Source organism: Arcicella sp. BE140, from assembly GCF_031456255.1.
In the GTDB taxonomy this organism is placed as follows: Bacteria; Bacteroidota; Bacteroidia; order Cytophagales; family Spirosomataceae; genus Arcicella; species Arcicella aquatica.
On record NZ_JAVDUE010000001.1, the window covers coordinates 523,262 to 550,241 of the forward strand.

The window sequence follows — 26,980 nt, forward strand, 5'->3', positions numbered from 1 at the left end:
TTTGAAAATGCTTGACAAATGCCAAAAGCGTTTTCTATAAGATAATATGAAATTAACAGTTGTAAAAATCGGAGGGAACGTTATTGATAATCCTGCTTTTTGTGAACAGTTTCTAAAAGATTTCTCAGATATTCCTGCACCCAAGATTTTGGTTCATGGCGGAGGTAAAATAGCCACCCAAGTAGCTGAAAAATTAGGCATTGAAACTGTCATGGTTGAAGGAAGAAGAATCACGGATAAAGCCATGTTGGATGTCGTAACAATGGTGTATGGTGGTTTGGTCAATAAATCATTAGTAGCACGTATGCAACAATTTGGCGATAATGCCATTGGATTGACTGGTGCGGATGGTGGTGTGATTTTATCGAAAAAGCGTCCAGTAAAAACGATTGACTATGGTTTTGTTGGGGATATTGAAAAAATAAATAGCTCTTTCATCGCCAGTTTGTTATCACAAGATATTGTGCCAGTGTTTGCTCCTTTGACGTATGACAAAGAAGGAAATATGCTGAATACCAATGCTGATACCCAAGCCCAAGCAATAGCCGTGGCAATGACAGAGGACTATGAAGTAAACTTGGTTTATTGCTTTGAGAAAAAAGGAGTATTGTCAGACCCCGAGGATGATGAAGCTGTAATAGCTGTATTGAAGCCTGCTGATTATGAGCATTATAAAGCTGAAGGAGCTATCAACAAAGGAATGATACCAAAATTGGATAATGCCTTTAAAGCATTGACTGATGGAGTAGCCCAAGTAACAATTTGCCATGCTAAAGAAGTAAAATTGGCCGTTAAAGATGGTATCGCTGGAACCGTTTTGATAACCGAATAACCTATAAAATGATAGCAGACTTAGGTCTGATTTACGTTTATGCAACACAGTAAAGGACTACTTTTTGGCATTGCCACTGGTGATGCTTTAGGCGTACCTGTAGAGTTTATGAGTCGTAAACATTTACAAGCAAAACCAGTAGTGGGGATGCGTGAATATGGTACGCATCATCAACCTGCTGGTACTTGGTCAGATGACACTTCCATGTCGCTTTGTTTGGCTGAACAACTAATTGAAGGCTACGATATAGAACAATTAGCCAAGCGTTTATGTGATTGGTATCAATTCAACGTCTGGACACCCCGAGAGGTAGTTTTTGATGTTGGTGTTGCTACACGAAATGCTATTGATAAAATATTAAAAGGGGTTTCGCCTTACCAATCTGGTGAATGTGATGATTATTCGAATGGAAATGGGTCATTGATGCGTATTCTGCCATTGGCTTTTTACCTGAAAAATAAGCCTATTGACCAACGCTTTTGCATGGTCAAAGAAGTATCTAGTATTACTCATGCACATGTTCGTACCATTATTGGTTGTTTTTTTGCCGTTGAATTTGTCATAAACCTATTAAAAGAAGAAAATAAGTTTGAGGCTTATTACGAAACCCAAAATACTGTTCGCGATTACTTGCATTTAATTCAAATAAAAAACTCTGAAATTGAGCTTTATAATAGAATTTTATTTGATGATATTTTTCACCTCGCTCAAGAGGAAATTTTCTCTTCTGGATATATTCTTCATACATTAGAAGCCAGTCTCTGGACATTTCTTACGACCGACAATTTTCATGACGCTGTCCTCAAGGGTATAAATTTAGGGGGTGATACCGACACTATTGGCTCTGTAACGGGTGGAATGGCTGGTTTGTATTATGGTTTTGACCAAATTCCAGCTGAGTGGATTAATCAATTAGCGCGTAAAGAAGATATTTTAGCACTTTCAAACCGGTTTTCAATATTCGGATAAAAAGCTACTTGGTTCTGAAACCAAGTTAATGATATGACCTTACAACAACAACTTACACAAGACGCTATTGCCCTTTTAAAACAATTGATTGCTACGCAATCGTTTAGCCGTGAAGAGCAACAAACAGGTGATATTCTTGAAGAATTTTTCAGAGAAAGAAATATGCCCTTTCGTAGAAAAATTAACAACCTCTGGGCAAGGAACAAACATTTCAATCCTTCTTTACCAACGGTATTGCTAAACTCACATCACGATACCGTAAAACCAAATCCTTCTTGGACGTTAAACCCTTTTGAACCACTCGTGGTAGAGGATAAGCTATATGGTTTAGGGAGTAATGATGCAGGGGGATGTTTAGTGAGTTTATTGGCTACTTTTTGCTATTTTTATCATAGAAGTGATTTAAGTTTCAATGTCCTTTTTGTGGCTTCTGCCGAAGAAGAAATTTCAGGCGTAAATGGGTTGGAGTTATTATTGAAAGAAAACGATTTGCCCGACATATCATTCGCCATAGTAGGAGAGCCGACAGAAATGCACTTGGCTATTGCCGAAAAAGGTTTGATGGTGGTAGATTGTACCGCTCATGGAAAGGCAGGTCATGCTGCTCGTGAAGAAGGAGATAATGCCATTTATAGAGCACTTCGTGATATTAATTGGATTCAAAATTATGAATTTCCTAAAGTATCGCCTGTGTTAGGTAAGATGAAAATGTCGGTTACTATTATCAATGCTGGTAAGCAACATAATGTAGTTCCTGATACATGTACTTTTACGATTGACTGTCGGGTAACAGAGCAATATTCATTAGAAGAAACATTGAATACTATTCGTCAGCATATTGAATCAGATGCGCAGGCTCGTTCTATTCGATTGAAGCCATCATCTATTCCTTTGGAACACCCAATTGTTCAAGCGGGTATTAAACTTGGAAGGAATACTTATGGGTCGCCCACTACTTCCGACCAAGCTGTGTTAGACTGCCAGTCATTGAAATTAGGTCCTGGGCACTCTGGGCGTTCGCATACAGCAGATGAATTTATATACCTTTCAGAAATAGAAGAAGGGATAGATTTGTATATTAAAATGTTAGGAGAAGTAATCATTGCCAGATAAAAAAACTTAAGAAACAATGTCTCAGTCATTACCTACTAGTCGCCTCAGTTCCGCAGATGTATATCGAGGCTTTGTGATGTTTTTAATGATGGCTGAGGTACTGAGTTTCGATAAAGTATCAGAAGCATTACCCGAAAGTTCATTTTGGAAAATACTGGCGTTTCATCAATCTCATGTGTCGTGGATAGGCTGTTCTTTACATGATTTAATTCAACCTTCTTTTTCTTTTTTAGTAGGCGTAGTCCTTCCTTATTCAGTGGCGAATCGTTTGCAACAAGAAGGAAGTTTTTCCAAGACATTTGGTCATGTATTGTGGCGTTCTTTGAAGTTGATTTTATTAGGTATTTTTCTTCGATCTCAATGGCGAAACCAAACAAATTTCACATTTGAAGATACCCTTACTCAAATAGGCTTAGGATATTCGTTCTTGTTTCTATTAAATTTCCGCTCACAAAAGATACAGATTACAGCCTTAATTATCATCCTTTTAGGCTATTGGCTAGCTTTTGCAGTTTATCCACTGCCTGACTCTTCTTTTGATTATTCATCAGTTGGTGTGGATAAAGATTGGCCACATTTACTAAAAGGTTTTGCTGCTCATTGGAATAAAAACAGCAATTTTGCTGCACATTTTGATCAATGTTTTTTAAACCTCTTTCCTCGTGAAAATCCTTTTGTTTTCAATGGAGGAGGGTATGTCACCTTGAGTTTTATTCCTACTTTAGGCACCATGATTCTTGGACTTTTGGCTGGCAATATATTGAAATCAACTACTACGGCTAATCAAAAACTGAGAACCTTCATCGTGCTAGGAATAGCAGGATTAGCCTTAGGGTCATTGATTAATAGTTTAGGAATTTGTCCGAATGTAAAGCGAATCTGGACTCCAACATGGGTAATCTTTAGCGGAGGTTGGTGTTTTCTGTTAATGGCATTTTTTTACTGGACGATTGACGTCCTTGAAAAAAGAAACTATGCCTATTTTTTGTTAGTAATTGGCACAAATTCTATCGCTGCTTATATCATAGCACATACCGTAGATTCATATATTGCAAAATCTTTATTCATCCATCTCGGGAAAGATTATGCCATGATTTTTGGGCTTCCTTATAAAACCTTGGTGCAAGGAACACTCATTTTATTATTTGAATGGCTAATTTTGCGATGGATGTATCAAAAGAAGATATTTATTAAGGTTTAAAACGAATTATAAAAGATAAAAAATTGAGCAAACTCTGGCAAAAAGATAATGTTTCGGTAAACGAAAAAATTGAAAAATTTACCGTTGGGCGTGACCCTGAATTTGATGTACTCCTCGCTGAATTTGATGTGTTGGGGTCTTTGGCTCATACACAGATGTTAGAAAGCATTGGTTTGCTTGAAAAATCAGAACTCTCTGAAATTCAACAAGAACTAAAGGCAATTTATCAGACTATTCAATCGGGAGATTTTATCATTGAAGAAGGTATTGAAGATGTTCATTCACAGGTAGAATTGATGCTTACGCGTAAATTGGGTGAGGCTGGCAAGAAAATACATTCGGGGCGTTCGCGCAACGACCAAGTATTGGTAGACCTAAAACTTTTCACCCGTAGCCGTTTGCAAGAAGTGGCTGAGTCGTCTAATCAATTGTTTGAATTGTTGATTTCTTTGAGTGAAAAATTCAAAGAGGTGCTACTACCCGGATACACTCACTTACAAATTGCGATGCCTTCAAGTTTCGGACTGTGGTTTGGTGCTTATGCTGAAAGTTTGGTGGATGATATGGAAATGTTGCAAACAGCTTATCGTTTGGCCAACAAAAACCCGCTAGGTTCAGGGGCAGGCTATGGTTCGTCGTTTCCCTTGAACCGCACCATGACTACTGAATTATTAGGGTTTGACAACCTTCATTATAATGTAGTGTACGCTCAGATGTCGCGTGGTAAAACGGAATTGTTTGCTACTACAGCCATTGCTCAATTTGCCTCAACGCTTTCAAGGTTGGCGATGGATATTTGCTTGTATAACTCGCAGAATTTTGGCTTTATCAAATTGCCAGATGAAATGACAACAGGTAGTTCTATTATGCCCCACAAAAAGAACCCTGATGTAGCAGAATTGTTAAGAGGAAAAACCAATCGTTTGAAAGGGCTTCCTAACGAAATTATGTTGGTGATGGGTAATTTACCTTCGGGATATCATCGTGAAATGCAGATTTTGAAAGAAATATTGATGCCTGCTTTTGATGAGATACTCAATTGTTTAGACATGACTTACTTCATGCTTTCGAATATTCAAGTCAAAGAAGGTATTCTAGAAGACACCAAATATGATTTATTATTTTCGGTAGAACGAGTAAACGAGTTAGTATTGCAGGGCGTACCTTTCCGTGAGGCTTATAAAATTATCGGTAACGAAATCAATTCAAATACTTATACACCTAATCGTGATTTAAAACACAGTCACGAAGGAAGTATTGGTAACTTGTGTAATGACCAAATTACAGTCATGATGCAAGAAGTTATAGGAAGATTTGGCTTTGAAAAAGTACAAACTGCTGTAGATGATTTATTAAAATAATAATAAATGCTTTTCAACTCAATGAGAGAAAAATTATTGAGTTGAAAACTATTTAAAAGAGAATGGCGTTAAATTGGAAACCATCATCTGCATACATTGGAAAATAATAATCAACCACCCAAAAAAGACTTTCGTGCATGGCTCAAACGCTTAGGTTGGGCAGGTTTTTTCTTTTTCTTAATCAAAGGATTACTTTGGTTAATCGTGCCGTATTTAATAGCCAAAGGGATTTTTAAATAGTTAGATAGTTGTGATTGAGTGAGTTGTGAGTTAGTGATTTTTATCCTACAATTTTTTAATGTTGAAGTCTAAACTCTTACATCTTGTGTCTTTTAGTCTATCATCCTAAAGTCCTTTAGCTCTCAAATTCAAAACGCTTCATCTTCTAGTCTTATGTCTAGCGTCTTAAAGTCTAAAATCCTAAAGTCCCCCCCCCAAAAAAACCTAAATCTCAAACAAACCTTTAATCGCCTCCCCAAAAGTCCCGCCAGACATCATTTTACTTTGTCCTTTATCCTTCATCGTAATCTGAAATTTTCCATTAAAATGCTTTTCTATTTCTTTGATTTTCTGAGTATTGACAATGTTCGCTCTACTAATTTGTAAAAATTGAGTAGAAGGCAGTTTCTCTGCAAGGATAGAAATCGTGTAGCTCGTTAAATACTTTTGTCCGTCGAGGGTAATCAAAAAAACATATTTATCATCAGCCTCAAAATGGCTAATGTCTTGTAAATCAATCAATAAAATTTTGTTACCCGTTTTTACGGAAATTGAGCTAATAGCCTTTTTAGGCTTCATTGCCTCAATCATTTTCAGTAGATTATCATTGAATAGATTCTCTTGATTGGTAGGCTGCTCTATTTTGGCAACAGTGTTCGACTGCCAGAGCATTAATTTCTGCACAGTTTTATCCAATCTTTCATATTCGATAGGCTTTAAGAGGTAATCTATTGAGTTTTCTTCAAAAGCTTTGATAGCATACTCGTCAAAAGCCGTAGCAAAAACCACCAAAGGCATAAAAGTAAGACGAGAAAGCATTTCAAAGCCCGTCATGACAGGCATTTCAATATCTAAAAAAATCAAATCTGGACGGAGCGTTTCTACGAGCGAAAGCCCTTCGGCTCCATTGTTTGCACGCCCTATTATCTCAAAAGTATCCTTATATTTGCTAAGCAATCTTTCGAGGCGATTGATAGCGAGTTTTTCGTCGTCGATTAATATTGTTTTAAACATAGTTTTTATCACGATTTGCCAAATCGTTGATTACTTTTTGATATACACGATGATGGCCAATCGTGGAGATAATGATGATAGAAATATATTCTGAACGCTTAAAATTAATTCCCTTAGATAATGATTTATTGACGCTTTGGTTTATTCAAAGTAGAGATAAGATGGTAGAAAAATTAGGTTTAAATCCATCTACATGGGAAATTAGTGATTTTGACAAAGCTGAAACTTTGGATGCTTTAGTTAATTTTTGGCTTCCGATGACGGCTGAAAATTCTGACATTTTTTTTTGGTACACCAACTGGGAAATAGTTTTAGTTGCTGAAAATATCTCTATTGGTGGTATTGGTTTTGCTGGATTTCCCGACCAAGATGGCGTAACTATGGTAGGCTATTTTATTGATGGCAAACACCGTGAAAAAGGTTATGCTACTGAAGCCCTCAATTGTTTGATAGATTGGGCAAGCCTTGAACCATCATTAAAAACCATCATTGCCGATACTCCATTTTTTAATTTACCTTCTCAGAACGTACTCAAAAAAGCAGGTTTCAGAGAATTTGGCATTGCTGAAGTACAGCACATCGAAAAAATGCAAGTTAAAAACTGGAAACTAAAAATCCGTTAAACTAAAAATCAAAAAAGTAAATAGCAAAAAAGACTCAAAGCTCAAAGCTTACAGCTTATCACTATCTACAGGCAAAGCAATAATAACAACTTTCTCTGGTTTATTGGTCAGTTCCATCGAAGCCTGTTCGCCTGAAAGCAAACGAAGTTTATCTTGGATAGATTTTAAACCATAACCAGAAAAAATATTATCTGGAAAGGGAACACCGTTATCAAAAATCTTGATAATTAAGTTGTCTTGATCCTGCGAGACCTTAATTTTCAAGATACCTTGTCCAGCAATTTTTGAAATACCATGTTTGATAGCATTTTCAATAATAGGCTGTAACAAAAATCTCGGTATTTTGTATTTCCTAAAAGCTTCGTCTTCAAATTCAACAGCGTAAACCAATCGCTCATCAAAACGTATTTTCTCAATCTCTAGATAAGTCTTTACAATCTCTAATTCGTTCTCTAAGGTATCAAAATGTTCTTGACTTCGTCCTGTTGAATAGCGATAGAATTTTGAAAGGTTCAATACCATATGTTCGGCTTTGTCTGGGTCATCATGTACTAACGAAGCGATAGAGTTTAAGGAATTGTATAAAAAATGAGGATTGATTTTAGCTTCTAGTGCCTCTAATTCAGCCCTGATTTTTAGGTCGTTTAATTGCAATAGCTGATATTCCTGTTCGGTCATTTTAATAAGCCTAGTGCGTTCATGCGTAAACCAATAGTAGATAATATTAGCCCCAAGTATAGGACCTAATACAAAGAATAAATCATAATTATCTCTGGAATAATTAGAGACTCTTTCAGGCGTATTTTCTTCAAAAAGGCCGTATAGAAAAGAAAAACTAAAAAACTTTAGTATAGCCGAGACTATCATACAGAGTGTTAAAATGCCGTGCCTTACTAATGAAAACCTACTAAAAGAACCAAACTTGATGAATAACCAGCACAAACCAATCATCATGGTGGCATCATAAATATTGCTGTAAATTACATTAATAAAGAAATCTTTGTATTGACTTTTCCCTCGGATAATAGCGATAATAAAATAGAAATGCCCATTAAAGGCCATTACAGTAAAAAAGCCTATCAACCAGAAACGTCCCCAAAAACTTGATTTTAATTCCTTTGCCATAAAAATGAATGACGGCTTTTACACCGTCATAATTCTTGTATAATTTTATTATCTTAATTACATGCCTTCGCCATGCCCTTGATTTGTTCTACACCCCAGTTTGGACTAATAGGGCTTATTGCTTTGAAGTTAGCGAATTTTTCTAAGGCTTTCTGGATTTCAGGACAAGCATTTTTAGCTCCTCCTCCAAATTGTTCTGGTGTATAAAAAATCATTTGAGCTTTTAAAGCATAAGCTCTAGGGTTTTCAGGATTGATTGCTTTTGCTTTGTTAATAGCTCCTTCAAAAGCTGAACCATATTTCATAAACCTAGCTTGCCCATCTACCGAAATACGCATCATCGCTATTTGTGCTTTCAATACTTCTACTTCGTCTAAGCTTGTTACTTTTTGCTGTGCAAGTTTTTCTACAAAAGTATCGGCTTTGTCTAAGTACTTATCAATATCATCGCCCTTTTGTTGAATGGCAATAAGTGTGTAGGTTAAGCAAGCATAATAATTTGGCAACCATTCCGCGGTTTCGGAATTGCCAATTCTTTCAAATTTATTAGCTACTTCTTGGAATGAGGCAACATCTTTGGCTTGTCCTAATTGTACCAAGGTTTCGCCCATGGCTTTATTAAAGCGTTCACTATCGGTGGCTTTTGAGATAAAAACTGTTAATGCAATAACGAAAGTTAATAATAGATTTTTCATGATAATATTCGGTTATGTTTTTGTGTGAGTATTTTCTTTTTGATGAAGCTGTTTAAACTTTCAGTTTCTTAGGTGAAAGTATTGTATTTTTGAATTGATTTTTTCAAAATTTGCGAAGCATAGCATCGCTACGTTGAGTAAATTTTGGAACAAGCTATTCAAAAAGACTTAGTTTAACCCGAAAGAGAAAGTTTAAACAGCTTCGATGTTTCAAAAGTAGGTTACGTTAGCTTTTGAATGAATCTAATTCCGATGAACTAAGTATTTCAAGGGGTGAGTTGTTGTTTTCTTAGCGTGAAAAATGTTTGTGTGTCATCAATTTTTACGCATATCTTCTGGCAATACTTTTTTCTTAGAAATTGTGATAAATGTACCAAGCATAATCATGCGATATGCAGCTGGTCTTACTTCTGTACGTGTCTTGCCATCATCCGAATAGCGATAATTATATACATTATGCGTTCCTAGGATATTATCAACCGAAAAGTAAACTACCATAAAATTGCCTTTGATGTTCGTCAAGTAATTAACCCAAATGCTGGTATTATGTACAACAGGGGTGCGGTCGGACATAAAGACTGGATTGTTCGGGTTATAGTAGGGGCGACCACTCGTGAAGGAATATGTTCCCGAAACCGTCATCATAGGTTTGGCAATGTATTGCTTGTAAATAACATTTAGGTTATGGTTTGATACAAAGCTAGGTTGCGTTTCAGTAAGGTAATTGCCAGCCAAACGCTTTGAGTCGCAGTAACTATAGTTCACCCACAATTGCCCGTTCTTAAAAGATTTGTTATCACGAAAGAATACATCAAGTCCTTGAGCATCGCCAAAACCCGAATTGTCAGTTCTACCATTTGGAAAACGTTGAGGATTGGCATCAAAATAGTTTTCTTGGGCAGGATATTCACGCACTAAGTTTGAATACTTTTTATAATAAGCCTCCACCCTGAAAGTACGGTTATCTTTAATAACTTGATAGTTCAATACTGCATGAGTCGCTTTTTCATACCCTAGCGTTTTGTTATAGTAATAGTATTGAAAATCAGGCGTTTGATAGAAACTACCTCCTGCGGCTGATATTTGCGAATAAAGACCTGTTTTATAAGCCAAAGAAAATCTTGGCGCTACATTAAAGCTTGATGCTAAGGATGAATGCTCGGCTCTAACACCGATTCTACCAGCCAATTTACGGGTTAAGTAAAACTCTGATTCAGAGAATAGTGTTTCAAAATTATCCGTCAATTTGTATTGTTTTGCATCGCTCAAAGCTTGGGCTATTGTTAAGCCATACTCAGCAATGTGTCCTTCTGTACCAAACAAAATATTTGAGCCATTATCAAAAGACTTTATCGCAACAGCTCTGAATTGAGAACGCTGTTCAGTTTTTTCAAAAGCATCAGCATTTACGCTTAGGTTATCTTTGTTATAAGAATAAGAGGCGCCCGATTTCAATACCCATGCTGCATTTTTGTCTAAGGCTTTTTGATAAGTACTAGTTATAAGGATGTTATCGTTTTTTATCCCAAATCGTGCAAGCGAAAGATTTTGGTCAGTATTATTGAACAACATACCAGACTCGCTTTTGGCATATACTGCATCTAGTTTAAAGGCTGCATCTGCCGACGGTTTCAAACGATAAGAGGCTGCGGCATTAATTTGTTCTGGAATTTTTACCCAATCTATATTTTGTGGATATATCTTGAATAAGGGTGTTAAATTAGTATAAGCTAGTGTTCCGCTGATTGAATGGTTGTCAGATAAATTTGTATAAGCAGTAGCAAGCTGTGCAAAATTTGCATTGACAGTATAACTTGATTCCGTCGCTAAATCAGTCGTGTTCATTAATAATACTGCTGACAAAGCCTGACCATATTGAGCAGAATATCCACCTGTTGAGAACGCTGAACCTTTGAACTGAAAAGGAGAGAAGCGTGAACGAGAGGCCACATCAGGCGAAGCAGTATTATAAGCATTTTGAACGGTTAGTCCATCAATCAAAATTTTAGACTCTTGTGCCGAACCTCCTCTAACAAACATCCCAGTCGACTCACCGTTGCGTTGTGACCCCGGAGTTAACAATGTCATTGTTTTGGTGATGTCGGCTCCGCCACCCGCTGTAGTTACAACATCCAAAGGTTTTATTAAAGTTGTTTTCTTTTCATCTGACGCCTTAAAAGTACCTGCTGTAACAGTGACAGTATTTAGTTCGTTCGCTGATTCTTTAAGTTTGAAAATAACTTCAATATTCTTCTGATCCATCAAAATACTTTTATTGAAGGTATCAAAACCTACAAAAGTACAAACGAGTATTTGTTCACCTTTTTCGGTAGAGGTAAATTTAAAGTTTCCATCCGCATCGGCAGTAGCACCATCATAAGAGCCTTTCAAAGAGATGTTTGCCCCTGGTAAGCCTTTGCCTTTTTCATCAAGCACTTTGCCTGTTACCGTAGTTTGTGAAAAAACTTGCGTAGCAATAAATAAGAAATAGAGGATTAATAGATAAGTAAAGGTTTTCATCATCGTGTTGTTTAATTGACGATTCAAAACAACTTCAAAATGAATATTTATTGAATCATTTTCCGATGAAATGAGGATTCTGATGGATGAACTAAGGAATTTTAAGAGGGAATTTTAATTGAATATTGAGAAATCAGGATGTTTTGTTCGTTGAATGTTAGCAGGAGCAAAAAGTTTCTAAAAAATAATCGTGTAGCAGTTTGGAAATCAAAACTTTAGTTGTAATTTTGAATCGTTGTATTTGTCAACTATTTATTATTACAACTAATAACATGGATATTAATCAAAACTCATTTCAATTTTTATTTGCTACCACAATCAAAGCATTGTTTAAGCAAACGGCTAAAAACTTTGAAGAAAATGGTCTGATGATTACTCCTGAGCAAAACTTTATTTTGAAAATCCTCTCTCAAGAAGATTCTATTCAGTCAGACTTAGCAGATATTATGAAAAAAGATAAGTCTGCGGTAATGCGCCATATCGACCAGCTTGAAAACCTAGGCTTAGTTGTGCGTGTGAATGACTCAATCGACCGTCGTAAAAAGCATATTGTTATTACTGAAGATGGTTCTGAGATGTTGAAAAAATGCGAGGAAATTATCAATCAGAATACTCATAAGAATCTTAAAGATATTTCAGAGGAAGATTTAGCTATTTTCAAAAGGGTATTAATCAAATTAAAAGAAAACGCTGAAAAGTAGTTTTTTTTGCCTAAAAGGTTGACGTTGTCAATCTTTTCAAATTCAATAATAACCAAATCAACTATATTTTATGAAAACGAGAAAATTGCTCTTCTATTTATGGCTCGCCCTGAGTGGATTTTCAACGCAAGCTCAAAAGGTAATGACGCTAAAAGAATGCATAGCGTTTACCTTAAAAAACCATATAAGCAATAGCATTTATGACAATGAAATAGCGATTGCCAAAGAGAAATCAAGAGAAGCCTTGGCAGGATATTTACCGCAAGTAAATACAACCATTACTTTTGATGATAACCTAAAAAGACAGGTTTCTGTGATTCCAGCAGGTGCTTTTAGTCCCACAGAAATTCGTTTACAATTTGGTAATCAATACAATACCAATGGTACGGCTCAGGTCGACCAAGTGATTTTTGATAAATCAATGTTGGTGGGTATCAAGGCTGCTGAACCCAACAATCAGGTATCATTATTGAAAAGAGAGCAAAATCAAGATAACCTTATTTATAGCACTACAGGGGCTTATTTTCAAGTATTGGTTTATGTAGAACAAGAGAAAATATTGCTTGAAAACGAAAAGAAATACCGTGAACTATTGGGAATATTGAAATTGCGATTAGACAAAGGAGTTATCAAAAAAACCGAATATGACCGCACCCAAGTAAGCTTGAATAACATCCTGTCTCAGAAATCTATTCTTCAAGCTAATAAGCAAGTGGCTATTAATAAACTGAAAAATGCTATGGGAATGCCTTTGAATGAACCCTTGAATGTTTCTGAAATAGGTAATTATGAAAGTTTTGTAGCAGTTTCACCAGAAAATACAGCCGATATTACTAATCTTTTAGATTATAGAATTCAACAAAATAATATCCTGCTTCAAGAATTTGATGTTAAACGCAAACACGCAGCATATCTGCCTACCGTAAGTGCTTATGCTCGTTATGGAGTGATGGCGTTTGGTAACGAAATCAATCAATCTTTCAAAAATTGGATAGATTTTTCAGCAATTGGACTGAAAGTAAATGTGCCAATTTTTAGTGGTTATCGCAAGAGTAGTCAAGTGCAACAGGCTGAACTGACGCTGCAAAATGCTAGAGCTAATCTGAAAATTAATACCAATACGATGGATATGCAGTTTCAAAATGCGAATGCTCAACTACAAAAATCATCATCAGATTTAGCCACTAACCGAGAAAATTTGAATTTAGCCAAAGAGGTTTATGATAATAGCGAATTGGAGTATCAAAAGGGCGTAGCTACGCTGTCTGACTTACTCAATTCAGATTATTCTTATAAAGAAGCACAGAGTAACTATGTTACATCCTTGATAAATTTCTTGAGCTCGCGTCTCGAATATGAAAAATCTAAAGGAACCTTAAAAAGCTATATTAGTCAATTTTAATTCAACCAGATATGAAAAAGTCATTCATCGTTACCCTCACAATATTTGCCATCGCAGGCTTGATAGCCTTTACCTTATTCAGAAACAAGAAAAAAATTGAAGCTAATAAAGTTGTAGTAGACCGTTCCATTATTCCTGTTTCGGTTGCTACAGCCAAAGCTCAACTATTACCTTTTGATGGAAAGGTATCTTTACCAGCAACGTTAGAATTGAGTAATGAAGCAACCATTGCCGTAGGTATCCAAGGCAAAATTCAAAAATTAACCATTGATATTGGTTCACGGGTTGCCAAAGGTCAGATTGTTGGTACGCTTGACAATCGTTTGAAAAGTATAACATTGAAAACTAACGAGCTAACCCTTGCTAAATTAGAAAAAGATTATGCCCGAAACAACGATTTATATAAAGGTAATGCTGGTACTGAATTGAGCGTAATAAATGCTAAGTATGACGTTGAAAATACTCGTTTACAAATAGAACAAGTAAAACAGCAAATTGAAGACGGCAATATTATTTCGCCGATTAGTGGTGTGGTTACAGCTCGTAAATTAGTAGCTGGCGAATTTGTAAGCCCCGGTACTGTCATTGCAACTGTTACAGATGATGTACACTTGAAGACAGTAGTTTTTGTCAATGAAAAAGATGTCTATCAATTACGTTTAGGACAAACAGCAAAAGTTACTTCTGATGTATTCCCAAATAAAAGCTTCTCAGGTCAAATAAAATTTATTTCGCCTAAAGGTGATGAAAACCATAATTATCGTGTGGAATTACTATTGAATACCAACGTGCTCCGTGCGGGTACTTATGTAATGGTTGATTTTGATTTAGGGAGAAAAGCAACTTTACTACAAATTCCTAAGCTAGCCTTAGCAGAAGGTACAAAGAATCCTTTTGTCTATGTAGTAGAAGGCAATACGGCCTTACTCCGTAAAATTACTGTGGGCCGTGAGATAGGCGAAAACATAGAAGTGATTAGTGGCTTAGTAGCTGGCGAAGAAGTGGTCACAAGTGGACAAATCAACCTGACCAATGGTAGTAAAATTACAAAAACCACTAACCAATAATTTTAAGAAATATGTCAATTACTGAAATAGCCATAAAACGACCATTACTGATTACAGTAATTTTCGTGACGTTGATTTTATTTGGTTTTGTAAGTTATAAACAACTGAATTATAATTTATTACCCAAGTTTGAAGCTAACGTAATCATCGTTCAAACAACGTATCGTGGTGCGTCGTCTGAAGAAGTACAAAATACAATTACAAAACCTGTAGAAGAGGCCGTTTCGGCCATAGAAGGGGTAGATAAAATTTCGTCATCATCATCTGAAGGTGTATCGTTAATCACCGTTCAATTGAAAGCGGGCATTAATACACTGAATGCGCAAAGAGATGCCGAAAGAAAGATTAATCAAATTAAATCAACGCTACCTGATGATATAGACGACCCCGTAGTGAGTAGATTTAATACAGACGAAATTCCTGTATTGAGAATAAGTGCCTCGGCAAAAATGTCAGAACCAGCTTTGTACGACCTTATCGACCAAAAATTAAAACCAATTTTATCAAACGTACCCGGTGTAGGAACGGTTCGATTGATTGGTGGTAATGAACGTGAAATTCAGGTTACTTTTGATAATGATAAACTACAAGCTTATAATATTTCATCGGCACAGGCTAGTCAATTGATTGCCAATAGTAATAGCTCATACCCAGCAGGTAGTGTATTGAATAATGAAAACAGAACGTCTATACGTTTAGATGCCAAAATTGTAAAAGTAGAAGACCTCCGTGAACTAATCGTTCGTCAAAATGCTGACGGTAGCCGAGTTTTATTAAAAGACATTGCCATCATTACAGATGCACAAACAGAAACCAAAACCCTTAACCGAAATAATGGTAAGGCTGGGATAGGGATTGAAATTGTGAAACAAGCCGATGCTAATGCTGTTAACGTAAGTAAATTGGTAAAAGAAAAGTTGAAAACGATTCAAGCACAGTATGCTAGCAAGGGATTTAGTTATGATATTGCCGCCGACCAGTCTATTTATACGCTTGCTTCAGCAGATGCTGTAATACACGATTTATTTCTGGCCATTATCATCGTTGGTTTAGTAATGTTGTTCTTCTTACACAGTTTCAGAAGTTCAATATTTGTATTGATTGCTATTCCTTCGGCTATGATTCCGACGTTTATTTTAATGTACTTATTCGGATTCTCGCTCAACTTAATGAGTTTGATGGGGCTTTCTTTGGTAGTTGGTATTCTCGTAGATGATAGTATCGTGGTATTAGAAAATATCTATCGCTACCTCGAAATGGGTAAATCCAAAATGGAAGCGGCGATTGAAGGAAGAAGTGAAATTGGGTTTACTGCTATTGCCATTACATTAGTAGACGTTGTGGTATTCCTACCACTTTCAATGAGTGGAGGATTGATTGGAAATATTCTTCGTGAGTTTTCTTTGGTAGTAGTATTCTCTACTTTGATGAGTTTATTTGTTTCTTTTACGCTTACTCCTTTGTTGGCATCACGTTGGGGAAAAATAGAAATCCTGAGTGAAGATAGCCTTTGGGGTAAAGTAAACCTTGGTTTTGAACGCTTCCTTGATGGGCTGAAAGAAGATTACGGTACTATCCTAAGATGGACGTTAGGACACAAACGCTACGTACTTATCGGTATTATTCTTATGTTCATTGGGTCGATTGCTTTATTGGCGAAGGGCTTTATTGGGTCATCATTTGCAGGCTCTGGCGACCGTGGGGAGTTTTCAGTGCAATTAGAAATGTCTCCGCAAACACCTTTAGCACAAACCAATTTGATGGTGAAACAAGCCGAAGCCATTTTATTGAAAAAACCAGAAGTAACCAAAGTGTTCTCTAACGTTGGGACACAGACTGGAGCCGTGGGTACAGGTAGCGCTAATTCAAACATCGCGGAGCTTTCAGTTACGCTAGTAGATAAAGAACATCGTAACATTTCTACAGATGCGATGGGAATGTTGGTAAGAGATGAAATATCAAAAATACCGGGTGTAAAAGTTGTTGTTCGCCCTACTTCACTGACTGGTGGTAGCGAAGCACCTATCCAAGTAGCGATTAAAGGAACTGATATGGATAAGATTTTGGAAACAGCCAAAATTGTGAAAGAAGTCGTTCGTAAAACACCCGGGACTGACTATGTAGAATTTAGTACTAAAAGTCCGAAAACAGAAATTGCTATTAATCTTGACCGTGAAAAAATCACGAAAGCTGGTTTGACGATTCCTGAAGTGGGTTTAGCAGTGCAATTGGCTTTTAGAGGAAACGACCAAAGCAAATTCAAGCAAGGAGGAGAGGAATATCCGATTAATATCTCTTTAGAAAAATCTGATAAGCGTTCTATCGAAAATGTGAGAGAGCTGACGCTTAGAAATAGTCGCGGAGCAATCATTCGCTTAAAAGAAGTAGCCAATGTGAGTGAAATTGTGGGACAAGCTGTGTTAGAACGTTCAGACAGAATGAATTCAATCAAAGTAACGGCTTCAACCGTGGGACGAGCAACGGGAACTGTAGTAGCGGATATTCAAAAAACGTTGAGTACTGTAAAACTACCTGATGGTGTTATTATTGAATATCAAGGAGAAGCACAACGCCAAGCAGATGCTTTTGGTAGCTTAGGGTTGGCTATGTTATTAGGTATCTTATTGGTTTATTTAATCATGGTAGCCCTGTACGAAAGCACTATTTATCCATTTGTAGTATTGTTTTCTATTCCTGTTGCTTTGATTGGGGCATTGTTAGCCTTGGCTTTGACAATGGAATCTTTAACAATATTTGCTATCGTAGGATTGATTATGTTATTAGGGCTAGTAGCCAAAAATGGTATTTTGATTGTAGACTTTACTAATCACCTAAAAGAAAAAGGGATGTCCGTTACGGAAGCATTAATAGAAGCAGGCAAAGAACGTTTACGTCCTATTTTGATGACTACCATCGCCATGATAGCAGGGATGTTGCCTATTGCCTTAGCAAGTGGTTCAGGAGCGGAAGTGAAAAATGGGATGGCTTGGGTAATTATCGGAGGTTTAACTAGCTCGTTATTATTAACGCTGTTGTTAGTACCAAGTATGTACTACATCATCGAAAGCTTGAAAAATAGAGTTTTGAATTGGAGAAGAAAGAAAGCAAATGCTTAGAAGTATAAAAATATATTATTTTTCCAGCTAAAGTTTTTCTTGATACGTCATTAATTCTTTTTAACCATAAGGTTTTAAAAAAGATTAATGACGTTTCTTTAGTTTATATATAATATTAAACCCCAACTTTTAGTTTATAATATGACTCAAATAAATAGCACCTTCTAAGCGTATTTTATCAAGTGTTTTACTATAAAACATCGATTTATGGTAATGTATATTTAACAAAAGACTAATAAACTAACACTTTTTCATCCCAATGTCAGGAAATAATAAGTTTAAATACAAAAGGTTTTTTGACGAGTGACAAAAGGTTTTACAAAGTAAATAGGTTAGTAAATCCAGTTTATGGGTACTGAAATTATGATATAGCTCATAATAAAAAGTCTAATGCTAAAAATACAGGATAAAAAAAATCATATGTTTATTACTTTTGTCTATTATTTCGTTAAATATTATGGAAAAATAATATTTAATAAATTTTGGCATTATTTATGAGTGCGAGAATATTAGAAATAATGTAAAGTTTTTTCATAAAAATATTAACAATTGATAATAAATAACAAGTTTTTTTCTATTACTCAAGAAAAATATAATTCAAATTTGAATTAACAAGTTATTGTTATAAGTTTGTTATTATCATTTACTTTAGGTTTTATTTAATTCTTTCAAGTGAAGATCAATTTAGCTATTTACTTATGAAGTAAATAGTGATATCTATAAATTCAAATAGGTTTTTAGCAAGAAGAGTTATGCTCTTTAAACTCGAAACCATATTTTGGTGTGTTAGTGATACATTTTAGCGAACCTTATTAAGGTTCGCTAAATTTTTTTTAGCCCAATGCTACTTTTTCCCTCTTAGTTTTACTGACTTTCTTTTGCCTTTCGTAATTATTTTAATCCTTTTGTATAAATCAAAAAATATTTTACCATAGTACCTTGCATCGCATAGTACCTTTTTATATCTTTGTTCAAGGTTTGATTCACAAGCTTTATACATTGAGTAATGAAACAACAGTTAGTAAGCCATTTATTCAACATGAAAAGCCAACATCACAGCCCGCAATCAATAGCTTATTATTCAGGGTTGAAGACTTTGAGACCAACAATATAAACAGAACATATACATATGGATTTAGAAAATGCCAAAGTGCAGATGCGGAAAGGAATTTTAGAATTTTGTATCCTGCACATCATTTCCAGAGGAGAAGTTTACGCCTCTGATATGCTTGAGGAGCTAACTTCTGCCAAAATAATGGTTGTGGAAGGAACGCTCTATCCTTTGCTTACACGGTTAAAAAACTCGGGATTGTTGGATTACAAATGGGTAGAGTCGGTATCAGGGCCTCCAAGAAAATATTATATCCTAACAGATACTGGAAGAACATTTTTGGTTCAGTTTGGCGAAACTTGGAGTGAATTACAAGCATCTGTCAATCAAATAATTCATGATTCTTTTCATCACCATAACAAAGAATCAGAGCAGGAAGGAGTTTAAGAAAATATGCTAAACGCCAACCAGACAAAACTAATAATAGCATTTGGGTATTAACTCATATATTCATTCAAACATGAAAAAGACCATATCAATCAATATTGCAGGCATAGTTTTTCATATCGAAGAAGACGGCTTCGAGCGATTAAATGCCTATCTGAAATCTATTCAGAAATATTTTGCTTCTTATGAAGGTTCAAAAGAAATTGTTGCAGACATCGAAGCCAGAATTGCTGAAAAATTTTGGACTAAACATAAAAGTGAAGATTCTCAAGTAATTACCATTGAAGACGTAGATGGCTTAATTGCCTCAATGGGTTCAGTGTCTGATTTCGCTGCCATCGAAGAAGATGAAGACTTTGCTGTAGGTGGACAGAAAAAAGAAGAACCTAAAGAAGAGAAAAAACAAGAGGAATATCAAGAGCGTAAAGCACATACTTATGAAAATAGTAGGTTTGCATCACATGATAGAAAACTCTACAGAGATGTCAAAAGAAAACTATTAGGTGGCGTTTGTGCAGGACTTGCTCATAATTTGGGCTTTGACCCACTTTGGATTCGCTTAACATTTTTATTTTTCTTACTAGGCATAGGCCCGATTACAGCAGGCATATTAAGCGGCGTAACATTCGTGTTATACATCGCTTGTTGGATTGCTTTCCCTGCGAATGCAGCATTGGAAGAAGACGATAGAATCCGTAAGTTTTACCTTAACCCAGACGGCAAAGTAATGGGGGGCGTAGTAAGCGGTATAGCCTCTTATACAGGTTGGGATTTAGGTATGCTTCGTTTTGTATTTGTACTTAGTATTTTCCTTTTTGGTTCGGGCGTTGTATTATATTTAATCCTGTGGGCGATAGCACCAGAAGCGAAGTCTTTGACAGATAAAATGCAAATGTCGGGCGAACCTATTACGCTTGAAAACATCGAATCAAATATCAAAAGAACGTTGCATTCAGAAGGTAAACCTGAGGATACTCTCACTAGAATCTTGTTATTACCTTTCCGTGTTATTTCGCAAGTATTTAAAGCATTAGGACCATTTACAGTATTTTTAGCATCCATTGCTAGAATCTTTGTGGGAGGGATGATGACTTTCTCGGGAGTAATATTTATCATAGCACTTTTCTTTTCGCTTTTTGTAGGCTTAACAGCGTTGGAAAATGCTAACGTATATATTGGTGACCATTTGCCTGTAGGTTTGATTGCACGTGATGCTTCTCCATTATTATTTTTAGGTGGTTTCCTAACGTTGGCAGTTCCTGCATTTGTAGTGGCTTGTGCTGGTATTTCATTGGTCATTCGCCGAAACCTTTTCAATGCAATCATTTGGCAAAGCTTACTAGGGGTGTTTTTGATTGGTTTGCTTAGTACAATGTACACGGGCGTAAAATATGCTAAAAACTTTGCAAAAACAGCCTCTATTGAAGAAAACGTAACGTTTAACTTCAATCAGAAAACACCTATCTTTGATATTAATTATACAGGGTTGGATCAAGACTGGGAGCCTTCAGTTGAGCTAATTGGCTATGATGGTACTGACATTAAAATTGAGAAAATTTTCAGAGCAGATGGTGCTGACAAAAAAGATGCAGAAATCAATGCAATGTCTGTTATGTATAATATCGTTCAGAAAGACTCTGTTTTGAAATTTGATGACAGATTTGAATTCAAAGATGATGCTCATTTCCGTGACCAAAGAATCAGAATGAAAGTATATATTCCTTATGGAAAAACATTCTCGATGACTCGTGGCTTTGCAAGTTTTGTAGATAACAATTTTGATGGTGGATATTTTGACGAAAGTACAGGAGATTTATTCAAAGGCTCAATCTGGAAGTTTACCAAAGACGGAGACCTTACTTGTGAGAATCGTTTCCCAAAAAGAAATTCAGACCATAATTCAGATGATGAGCAATATGGTTTTCCTGAGGGCGTATCTATTCAGACTTTGCCATTAAAAGATTTTGAAAACATAAGAGTCAACCTGTCTGGTATATCGAATGTATTGGTAAATCAAGCAGACGAGTTTAGTGTAGAAGTAAGTAGCGCTGGGGAAAATGCCCTTGAAAAATTGAAGTATACGGTGTCTGACGGTACATTGATTATTGAAGCCAAAGACGGACAAAAGCCAAGTGATATTTATGATATTCATATTAGTATGCCAAGATTAAAAGGCTTTGCTATTAAAGGTGGTGTGGGAACTAGTAAAATAAAGAATTTTGACGGAGAAGAACTTTTGGTTGACCTTGCCAATGGCGTTAAACTAAAGGTTAGCGGAAATTACAACAAATTGAAAGCTAAACTAGACAATGAATCAAAATTAGAATCGTTCGATTTGGATGTTGTCAGTGCCACTTTAGAAGTAAAAGGCACAGCTTCAGCAGAAATCAATGTTCGTGAAAAACTAGATGCCAAAACTGTAGGCTTCGGTTCTATTCGTTATCGTGGCGAACCTTCAGTGAATCGTTCAGTACAAGAGGGCGGTTCTATAGAAAAAGAACAAGACTAATAATAGCCGTTTTATCATAATACTAAACCTTTTATAAAAAAAAGAACAAGTGTGCAACCTTTGTAGCATACATTGCATCTTAATAAAAAATAAAAACAACAAAGACATGAATACTAAAACCTACTTTCGTAACACTTTATTATTGAGTTTTTTATTAGGAATTGCCAACGTAATGTTTGCTCAGAATACCAAAGAGTTTTCTTTGAAAGGTTTTGATAAATTAGATATGTCAAGTGCTTTTATCATTGATGTAAAGTATGGCAATGCCTACAAAGTATTAGTGGATGCTGAACGTACTGAAGACATTGAAGATTTGGAAGTTAAGGTAAGTGGCACAACGCTTATAGCCAAATACCGTAATTCAAATGGTGGTTGGAAATGGAATAATAACCGTAAGAAAGTATCTTTTACGATTGTTATGCCCAACCTAAAACAAGTAGATTTCTCGGGTGCTACTAGATCTAAAATCTCAGGTTTCAATGATTTAGAAGATGTGACGTTGAAATTTTCAGGCGCTGCCAATACTGAAATTAGTATCAATGCCGACAAAGTGAATTTAGATTGCTCTGGAGCATCTAGGGTAAAATTAAACGGTAAAACCTCTAAACTTAACTTTGACCTTTCTGGTGCAAGTAATGTAGATTCATACAACTTTGTAGCAAGAGATGTAGATGCTGAAGTTTCTGGTGCAAGTTCTGCTAGAGTAAACGCTAGTAAAACATTGAATGTAGAAGCAAGTGGTGCTTCATCCGTAAGATACAAAGGACAGCCATCAGTAAGATCTGATGTGTCTGGTGCTTCATCAGTAAAGAGTGGAGAGTAAATATAGCATGAATAAATGCTAAATGCTTAAACCCCGCAAGTGTTGCAGAACTCTTGCGGGGTTTTGTGTGTTAGAAAGACAGAGAAACTTGTTCTATTAAAAGATGATAAGTGTCTATTAAAATAAATGATGTTGTTGAGTGAGTTAAGATGCAGCTGTCAGAATCGCATTGACGGAAGACTCACCACTCGCAATTCACAATTATTACTTATATGCAACATTACGACTTGGTTATTATTGGTGGAGGACCTATCGGTTTGGCTTGTGGATTAGAAGCCCAAACAGCTGGATTAAGCTATGTGATTTTAGAAAAAGGATGTCTGGTAAATTCGCTTTACAATTACCCTTCAAACATGACCTTTTTTAGTACTTCGGACAGACTTGAAATTGGTGATGTCCCTTTTGTTTCAAATAATGCTAAACCAACTCGTTCTGAAGCCTTAGAATATTATCGCAGGGTAGCTATTCACCGAAAGTTGCATATAAAACTTTTCGAAGGTGTTGAGCAAATCGACAAGTCGGACGAAAAAGAAGATATTATTTATACCATTAAAACTACTAAAAGCGAATATCAAGCACAGCATATTATTATTGCCACAGGTTTTTATGATATTCCATATTTGATGAATGTTGCTGGTGAAGACTTACCAAAAGTAACACACTATTACGAAGAACCGCATTTTTATGCTTTACAAAATGTAGTAGTAGTTGGTGCCAATAATTCTGCGGTTGATGCAGCCTTAGAAACTTGGCGAAAAGGAGCAAGCGTAACAATGGTTATCAGACAGGACGAAATAGGAAACAGGGTAAAGTATTGGGCTAAACCAGATATTGAAAACAGAATCAAGGAAGGTTCTATCAAAGCCTATTTCAATTCAGAGGTTGCCAGTATTCGTCCACATGAAATAGATATCCAAACGCCCGAAGGAATTATTACGATTGAAAACGATTATGTCATTGCGATGACGGGTTATCAACCTAACTTAGATTTTTTACGGAAAATAGGAATTACGTTATCAAATGATGAAATCCTAAAACCTACGTATAATGACGACACACAGGAAACAAATTTACCCAATATATATCTAGCAGGGGTAATTTGCGGAGGAATGAATACGCATTCCTTATTTATTGAAAATTCAAGGATTCATGCGACCAAAATTCTACAGAAGATAACAGGTAAGGTTATTCATAACACTAACTACTAATGACTGTTTATAATTGCTTTCTCCCGAATACACCTATAAACAAGGTGAGAAAATAGGTTAAATCAGCAATAAATTTCATGCTCATTGCCTGGAAAAGGTATTGTGTATCAGCCTTTTCTAGCTTCTTTAAATTGAGTCCATAAAAAATTGTCATTCACCGACACACTTCTGTATTTGGTCGAAAATTGTCTAAATCTAAGAGAAGACAGTGCAATTTTTGTGTTCTAAGAGTGTCTAATCGATAAATTTTGTGGGTTTCCCACTTATCTCAAATTCAATCCATTTGTACTTTTTTAATTCTTACAACAAATTATTTACTCCAACTTTGCTTCTGATTAAAGAAAAGAGCGAACATTTTAAAAATATATTTATGAAAAAAATATTATTATCCTTAACGTTATTTAGCCTTATATGCACCAACCTTTTTGCACAGTTTCCAGTAGGGGGAATGGGCGGAATGGGTGGTGGACGTCCCAAAGAAGCTACTGCTATTCCGGGAACGGCTCAAGCTGCGCCAAAAGGGTCAGCAAAAATTACAGGTTATGTAATCGACTCATCAGCGACTAAAGCTGTTGAATTTGCGAGTGTGGCATTATTAGCGAAAGCAACTAACAAACCTGTTGATGGAACAGTGTGTGATGATAAAGGTAAATTTACGTTAGCAAAAGTAGCTACTGGTGATTACGTATTGGCTATTTCATTTTTGGGTTATCACTCAAAAAGAATTGATGTGAAAATTGTGAACAAAAACGATGACATTGATTTAGGTGTGATTAAATTAAACCAAACAAGTCAAGTTTTACAAGAAGTAACCGTAGAAGGTCAGCGTTCTTTGATTGAAGACAAAGTTGACAGAATGGTTTACAATGCTGAAAAAGATGCAACTAACAAAGGTGGTGACGCAACAGATGTATTAAGAAAAGTACCTTCGTTATCAGTAGATTTGGATGGTAACGTTACACTTCGTGGTAGCCAAAACGTAAAGGTGTTGATTAATAATAAACCTTCAACAATTGTAGCTAGTAGTATTGCAGATGCCTTGAAACAAATTCCATCAAACATGATTAAGTCTGTTGAAGTAATTACTTCGCCTTCTGCTAAGTACGATGCTGAAGGGTCATCAGGGATTATCAACATCATCACTAAAAAGAATACTCTACAAGGTTTAACCCTAAACTTGGATAGCAGTGTAGGTATTCGTGGTGCTAACATGTCATTGAACGGAAACTATAGAAAAGGAAACATGGGTTTCTCGTTAGGTGGTTTTGGCCGTGCTAACTATAATGTAAATGGTGAGTTTGTTAATACACAGCTAGCTAAATCTGATGGAACAATTACGAAACAAAGTGCATCAACTAGAAATGATGGTTTGTTTGGTTCTTATCAATTTGGATGGGACTGGGATATTAATAAGTCTAACTCAATCACTGCTTCTGCTCGTTATGGTGCAAGAAATCAGAATACTTTTCAAGATGCATTATCTACAAACATTATCAGAACAAACGGAAGTAATACAACAACAGTACGTGATGTAGAAACGAAAGATAATTCTGGAACGATAGATTTAAACGTTGACTATACGCATACGTTCAAAAAGCCTCAGCAAGAGTTAAGTTTGTCAGCACAGTATAGTCGTAATGATCGTAAAAATAATTTCACGAACATTATTTATGGTTTATCTGACTCTTTAGTGCAATTAGGTAGAAACCGTATTTCGAATATCAACCCAAGTTATAACCAAGAAACTACACTTCAAGCAGATTATCAATCACCAATTGGTAAAACACAAATGATTGAATTTGGTGGAAAAGGAATTTTCAGAAAAGTAAATAGTACGTTTACTCAAGTTGGAAATAATGGAGCATTAGATTACGACCAAAACATTGCAGCATCTTATTTTTCTTATACCTTAACAACTAAGCAAAAATATAGCTTCAAAGGTGGTGTACGTTATGAACATACTGACATCAATGCGATTCAAACAACGGAAGGTGGAGCAAAGAATAATATTGATATTCCAAGCTACGGAACATTGGTGCCAAGTTTCAACGTATCAAAAAGCTTGAAAGGGGGAACTACTTTGAAATTGGCTTATAACCGTCGTATTCAAAGACCATCATTACAGTTCTTAAACCCGAATCGTAATGCTTCAAACCCTTCAAACGTTACAGAAGGTAATCCAAACTTATCGCCTGAATTCACCAACAACTATGAATTTACGATAAATACATTCTTTAAAAATACGTTCTTGACAACAGCATTGTTTATGCGTAATACTACAGGTTCTATCCAAAGTATTCGTACAAATGAAGTAGATGCCCAAGGCAGACCATTCCTTTTAACTTCTTACCGTAACATTGGTAATGAAGATGCTTATGGAATGAACTTGTTTGGAAGTGTGAATATCTCTAACAAATTCCAATTAGGCGGAGGAACAGATATTTATTATGCTGTTTTGAATAACAACAACCCTGACCCACTTTTGAATGCTAAAAACCAAGGATGGGTAGCAAGCTTTAGAATGTTTGGTAGTTATAACCTTTCTAAAGGCTGGGGCTTTCAGGCGTTCTCATTCTATCGTGGTAATCAAGTACAATTACAAGGTAGCCAAGGAGGTTTCGGAATTTACAGTTTAAGTATTAAGAAAGACTTGGCAAACAAAAAAGGAAGTATCGGTTTTGGAGCTGAAAACTTCTTTACACCTAATGGTTTCAAGATTAATAATAACATAGAATCTTCGACGATTTCTCAGCAAAGTACTACTACTTTACGTAACATGAACTTTAAAATTAACTTCAGTTACCGTATTGGTAAGATGTCTTTTGATGCACCTAAAAAGAGAAAGAAATCTGTTAATAACGATGACTTGAAAGATGGTGGCGACGGTGGCGGAAACGGCGGCGGTCAGCAACAACAAGCAGCTCCAGCAACTACTGGTGGCGGTGGTGGTCGTCCAAGATAACCATAACATTTCCTAAGAAAAA

20 protein-coding genes are annotated in these 26,980 nt (G+C 35.9%); 16 read left to right on the forward strand and 4 right to left on the reverse strand.

The genetic code is table 11. The features are described 5' to 3' along the window. Positions 1-46: 46 nt before the first annotated feature. The 6 genes from argB to J2Y60_RS02185 all read left to right on the forward strand — a co-directional run bounded on the left by argB (position 47) and on the right by J2Y60_RS02185 (position 5,716). Positions 47-832, forward strand: a complete 786-nt coding sequence (gene argB / locus J2Y60_RS02160; protein ID WP_309912203.1) for an acetylglutamate kinase — start codon at positions 47-49, stop codon at positions 830-832. Positions 833-871: 39 nt separating this feature from the next. Further along, positions 872-1,801, forward strand: a complete 930-nt coding sequence (locus J2Y60_RS02165; RefSeq protein WP_309912201.1) for an ADP-ribosylglycohydrolase family protein — start codon at positions 872-874, stop codon at positions 1,799-1,801. A gap of 33 nt (positions 1,802-1,834) precedes the next feature. Further along, on the forward strand, positions 1,835-2,914 hold the full coding sequence (locus tag J2Y60_RS02170) for a M20 family metallo-hydrolase (protein ID WP_309912200.1): 1,080 nt from the start codon (positions 1,835-1,837) through the stop codon (positions 2,912-2,914). A 16-nt stretch (positions 2,915-2,930) separates the two neighbouring features. Then, positions 2,931-4,115 (forward strand): DUF5009 domain-containing protein, encoded by a 1,185-nt coding sequence (locus J2Y60_RS02175; RefSeq protein WP_309912198.1) that lies wholly within the window; start codon positions 2,931-2,933, stop codon positions 4,113-4,115. Positions 4,116-4,138: 23 nt separating this feature from the next. Next, positions 4,139-5,476 (forward strand): argininosuccinate lyase, encoded by a 1,338-nt coding sequence (gene argH / locus J2Y60_RS02180; protein WP_309912196.1) that lies wholly within the window; start codon positions 4,139-4,141, stop codon positions 5,474-5,476. Positions 5,477-5,572: 96 nt separating this feature from the next. Beyond that, a complete protein-coding gene (locus J2Y60_RS02185) occupies positions 5,573-5,716 on the forward strand; it encodes a hypothetical protein (protein ID WP_309912195.1) in 144 nt (47 codons plus the stop codon). A 204-nt stretch (positions 5,717-5,920) separates the two neighbouring features. Here the strand turns inward: J2Y60_RS02185 and J2Y60_RS02190 are convergent, their stop codons facing one another. Further along, positions 5,921-6,709 carry a LytTR family transcriptional regulator DNA-binding domain-containing protein gene (locus tag J2Y60_RS02190; RefSeq protein WP_309912192.1) on the reverse strand — a complete coding sequence of 263 codons (789 nt, stop codon included), beginning with the start codon at positions 6,707-6,709 and terminating at the stop codon, positions 5,921-5,923. A 71-nt stretch (positions 6,710-6,780) separates the two neighbouring features. On the opposite strand from J2Y60_RS02190, the gene J2Y60_RS02195 reads away from it, so the two are divergent. Then, a complete protein-coding gene (locus tag J2Y60_RS02195) occupies positions 6,781-7,332 on the forward strand; it encodes a GNAT family N-acetyltransferase (RefSeq protein ID WP_309912190.1) in 552 nt (183 codons plus the stop codon). A gap of 48 nt (positions 7,333-7,380) precedes the next feature. Here the strand turns inward: J2Y60_RS02195 and J2Y60_RS02200 are convergent, their stop codons facing one another. From J2Y60_RS02200 to J2Y60_RS02210, 3 genes are all read right to left on the reverse strand, one after another. Continuing rightward, positions 7,381-8,457, reverse strand: coding sequence for a histidine kinase (locus tag J2Y60_RS02200; RefSeq protein ID WP_309912189.1), 1,077 nt, complete (start codon positions 8,455-8,457; stop codon positions 7,381-7,383). Positions 8,458-8,510: 53 nt separating this feature from the next. Further along, positions 8,511-9,152 (reverse strand): hypothetical protein, encoded by a 642-nt coding sequence (locus tag J2Y60_RS02205; protein WP_309912188.1) that lies wholly within the window; start codon positions 9,150-9,152, stop codon positions 8,511-8,513. Between the two features lie 315 nt (positions 9,153-9,467). After that, the gene (locus J2Y60_RS02210; protein WP_309912187.1) at positions 9,468-11,675 is read right to left on the reverse strand and encodes a TonB-dependent receptor; all 2,208 of its coding nucleotides are present in this window, start codon (positions 11,673-11,675) and stop codon (positions 9,468-9,470) included. Positions 11,676-11,944: 269 nt separating this feature from the next. On the opposite strand from J2Y60_RS02210, the gene J2Y60_RS02215 reads away from it, so the two are divergent. The 9 genes from J2Y60_RS02215 to J2Y60_RS02255 all read left to right on the forward strand — a co-directional run bounded on the left by J2Y60_RS02215 (position 11,945) and on the right by J2Y60_RS02255 (position 26,958). Next, on the forward strand, positions 11,945-12,373 hold the full coding sequence (locus tag J2Y60_RS02215) for a MarR family transcriptional regulator (protein ID WP_309912185.1): 429 nt from the start codon (positions 11,945-11,947) through the stop codon (positions 12,371-12,373). 70 nt (positions 12,374-12,443) lie between these two features. Then, positions 12,444-13,775: a TolC family protein gene (locus J2Y60_RS02220; RefSeq protein WP_309912183.1), complete on the forward strand. Its 1,332-nt coding sequence runs from the start codon at positions 12,444-12,446 to the stop codon at positions 13,773-13,775. A gap of 11 nt (positions 13,776-13,786) precedes the next feature. Continuing rightward, positions 13,787-14,842: an efflux RND transporter periplasmic adaptor subunit gene (locus J2Y60_RS02225; RefSeq protein WP_309912181.1), complete on the forward strand. Its 1,056-nt coding sequence runs from the start codon at positions 13,787-13,789 to the stop codon at positions 14,840-14,842. Between the two features lie 11 nt (positions 14,843-14,853). Continuing rightward, entirely contained in the window at positions 14,854-17,958 is a 3,105-nt protein-coding gene (locus J2Y60_RS02230) for an efflux RND transporter permease subunit (RefSeq protein WP_309912179.1), read from the forward strand. 1,129 nt (positions 17,959-19,087) lie between these two features. Further along, positions 19,088-19,456: a PadR family transcriptional regulator gene (locus tag J2Y60_RS02235; RefSeq protein WP_309912178.1), complete on the forward strand. Its 369-nt coding sequence runs from the start codon at positions 19,088-19,090 to the stop codon at positions 19,454-19,456. A 73-nt stretch (positions 19,457-19,529) separates the two neighbouring features. After that, entirely contained in the window at positions 19,530-21,965 is a 2,436-nt protein-coding gene (locus J2Y60_RS02240; protein WP_309912176.1) for a PspC domain-containing protein, read from the forward strand. A 106-nt stretch (positions 21,966-22,071) separates the two neighbouring features. After that, a complete protein-coding gene (locus tag J2Y60_RS02245; protein ID WP_309912174.1) occupies positions 22,072-22,788 on the forward strand; it encodes a head GIN domain-containing protein in 717 nt (238 codons plus the stop codon). Positions 22,789-23,000: 212 nt separating this feature from the next. Next, complete coding sequence (locus tag J2Y60_RS02250) at positions 23,001-23,996, forward strand: YpdA family putative bacillithiol disulfide reductase (RefSeq protein ID WP_309912172.1); 996 nt, start codon at positions 23,001-23,003, stop codon at positions 23,994-23,996. Positions 23,997-24,366: 370 nt separating this feature from the next. Next, positions 24,367-26,958, forward strand: coding sequence for a TonB-dependent receptor domain-containing protein (locus J2Y60_RS02255; protein WP_309912170.1), 2,592 nt, complete (start codon positions 24,367-24,369; stop codon positions 26,956-26,958). Positions 26,959-26,980: the final 22 nt, after the last annotated feature.

Excerpts from the sequence above, each read along its gene's own strand:
- J2Y60_RS02225 (WP_309912181.1), top strand. The coding sequence starts at position 13,787 with ATGAAAAAGTCATTCATCGTTACCCTCACAATATTTGCCATCGCAGGC.
- J2Y60_RS02245 (WP_309912174.1), top strand. The coding sequence starts at position 22,072 with ATGAATACTAAAACCTACTTTCGTAACACTTTATTATTGAGTTTTTTA.
- J2Y60_RS02175 (WP_309912198.1), top strand. The coding sequence starts at position 2,931 with ATGTCTCAGTCATTACCTACTAGTCGCCTCAGTTCCGCAGATGTATAT.
- argB (WP_309912203.1), top strand. The coding sequence starts at position 47 with ATGAAATTAACAGTTGTAAAAATCGGAGGGAACGTTATTGATAATCCT.
- J2Y60_RS02200 (WP_309912189.1), bottom strand. The coding sequence starts at position 8,457 with ATGGCAAAGGAATTAAAATCAAGTTTTTGGGGACGTTTCTGGTTGATA.
- J2Y60_RS02235 (WP_309912178.1), top strand. The coding sequence starts at position 19,088 with ATGGATTTAGAAAATGCCAAAGTGCAGATGCGGAAAGGAATTTTAGAA.
- J2Y60_RS02170 (WP_309912200.1), top strand. The coding sequence starts at position 1,835 with ATGACCTTACAACAACAACTTACACAAGACGCTATTGCCCTTTTAAAA.
- J2Y60_RS02165 (WP_309912201.1), top strand. The coding sequence starts at position 872 with ATGCAACACAGTAAAGGACTACTTTTTGGCATTGCCACTGGTGATGCT.
- J2Y60_RS02195 (WP_309912190.1), top strand. The coding sequence starts at position 6,781 with ATGATGATAGAAATATATTCTGAACGCTTAAAATTAATTCCCTTAGAT.
- J2Y60_RS02220 (WP_309912183.1), top strand. The coding sequence starts at position 12,444 with ATGAAAACGAGAAAATTGCTCTTCTATTTATGGCTCGCCCTGAGTGGA.
- J2Y60_RS02230 (WP_309912179.1), top strand. The coding sequence starts at position 14,854 with ATGTCAATTACTGAAATAGCCATAAAACGACCATTACTGATTACAGTA.
- J2Y60_RS02210 (WP_309912187.1), bottom strand. The coding sequence starts at position 11,675 with ATGATGAAAACCTTTACTTATCTATTAATCCTCTATTTCTTATTTATT.
- J2Y60_RS02240 (WP_309912176.1), top strand. The coding sequence starts at position 19,530 with ATGAAAAAGACCATATCAATCAATATTGCAGGCATAGTTTTTCATATC.
- J2Y60_RS02190 (WP_309912192.1), bottom strand. The coding sequence starts at position 6,709 with ATGTTTAAAACAATATTAATCGACGACGAAAAACTCGCTATCAATCGC.
- J2Y60_RS02205 (WP_309912188.1), bottom strand. The coding sequence starts at position 9,152 with ATGAAAAATCTATTATTAACTTTCGTTATTGCATTAACAGTTTTTATC.
- J2Y60_RS02215 (WP_309912185.1), top strand. The coding sequence starts at position 11,945 with ATGGATATTAATCAAAACTCATTTCAATTTTTATTTGCTACCACAATC.
- J2Y60_RS02250 (WP_309912172.1), top strand. The coding sequence starts at position 23,001 with ATGCAACATTACGACTTGGTTATTATTGGTGGAGGACCTATCGGTTTG.
- J2Y60_RS02255 (WP_309912170.1), top strand. The coding sequence starts at position 24,367 with ATGAAAAAAATATTATTATCCTTAACGTTATTTAGCCTTATATGCACC.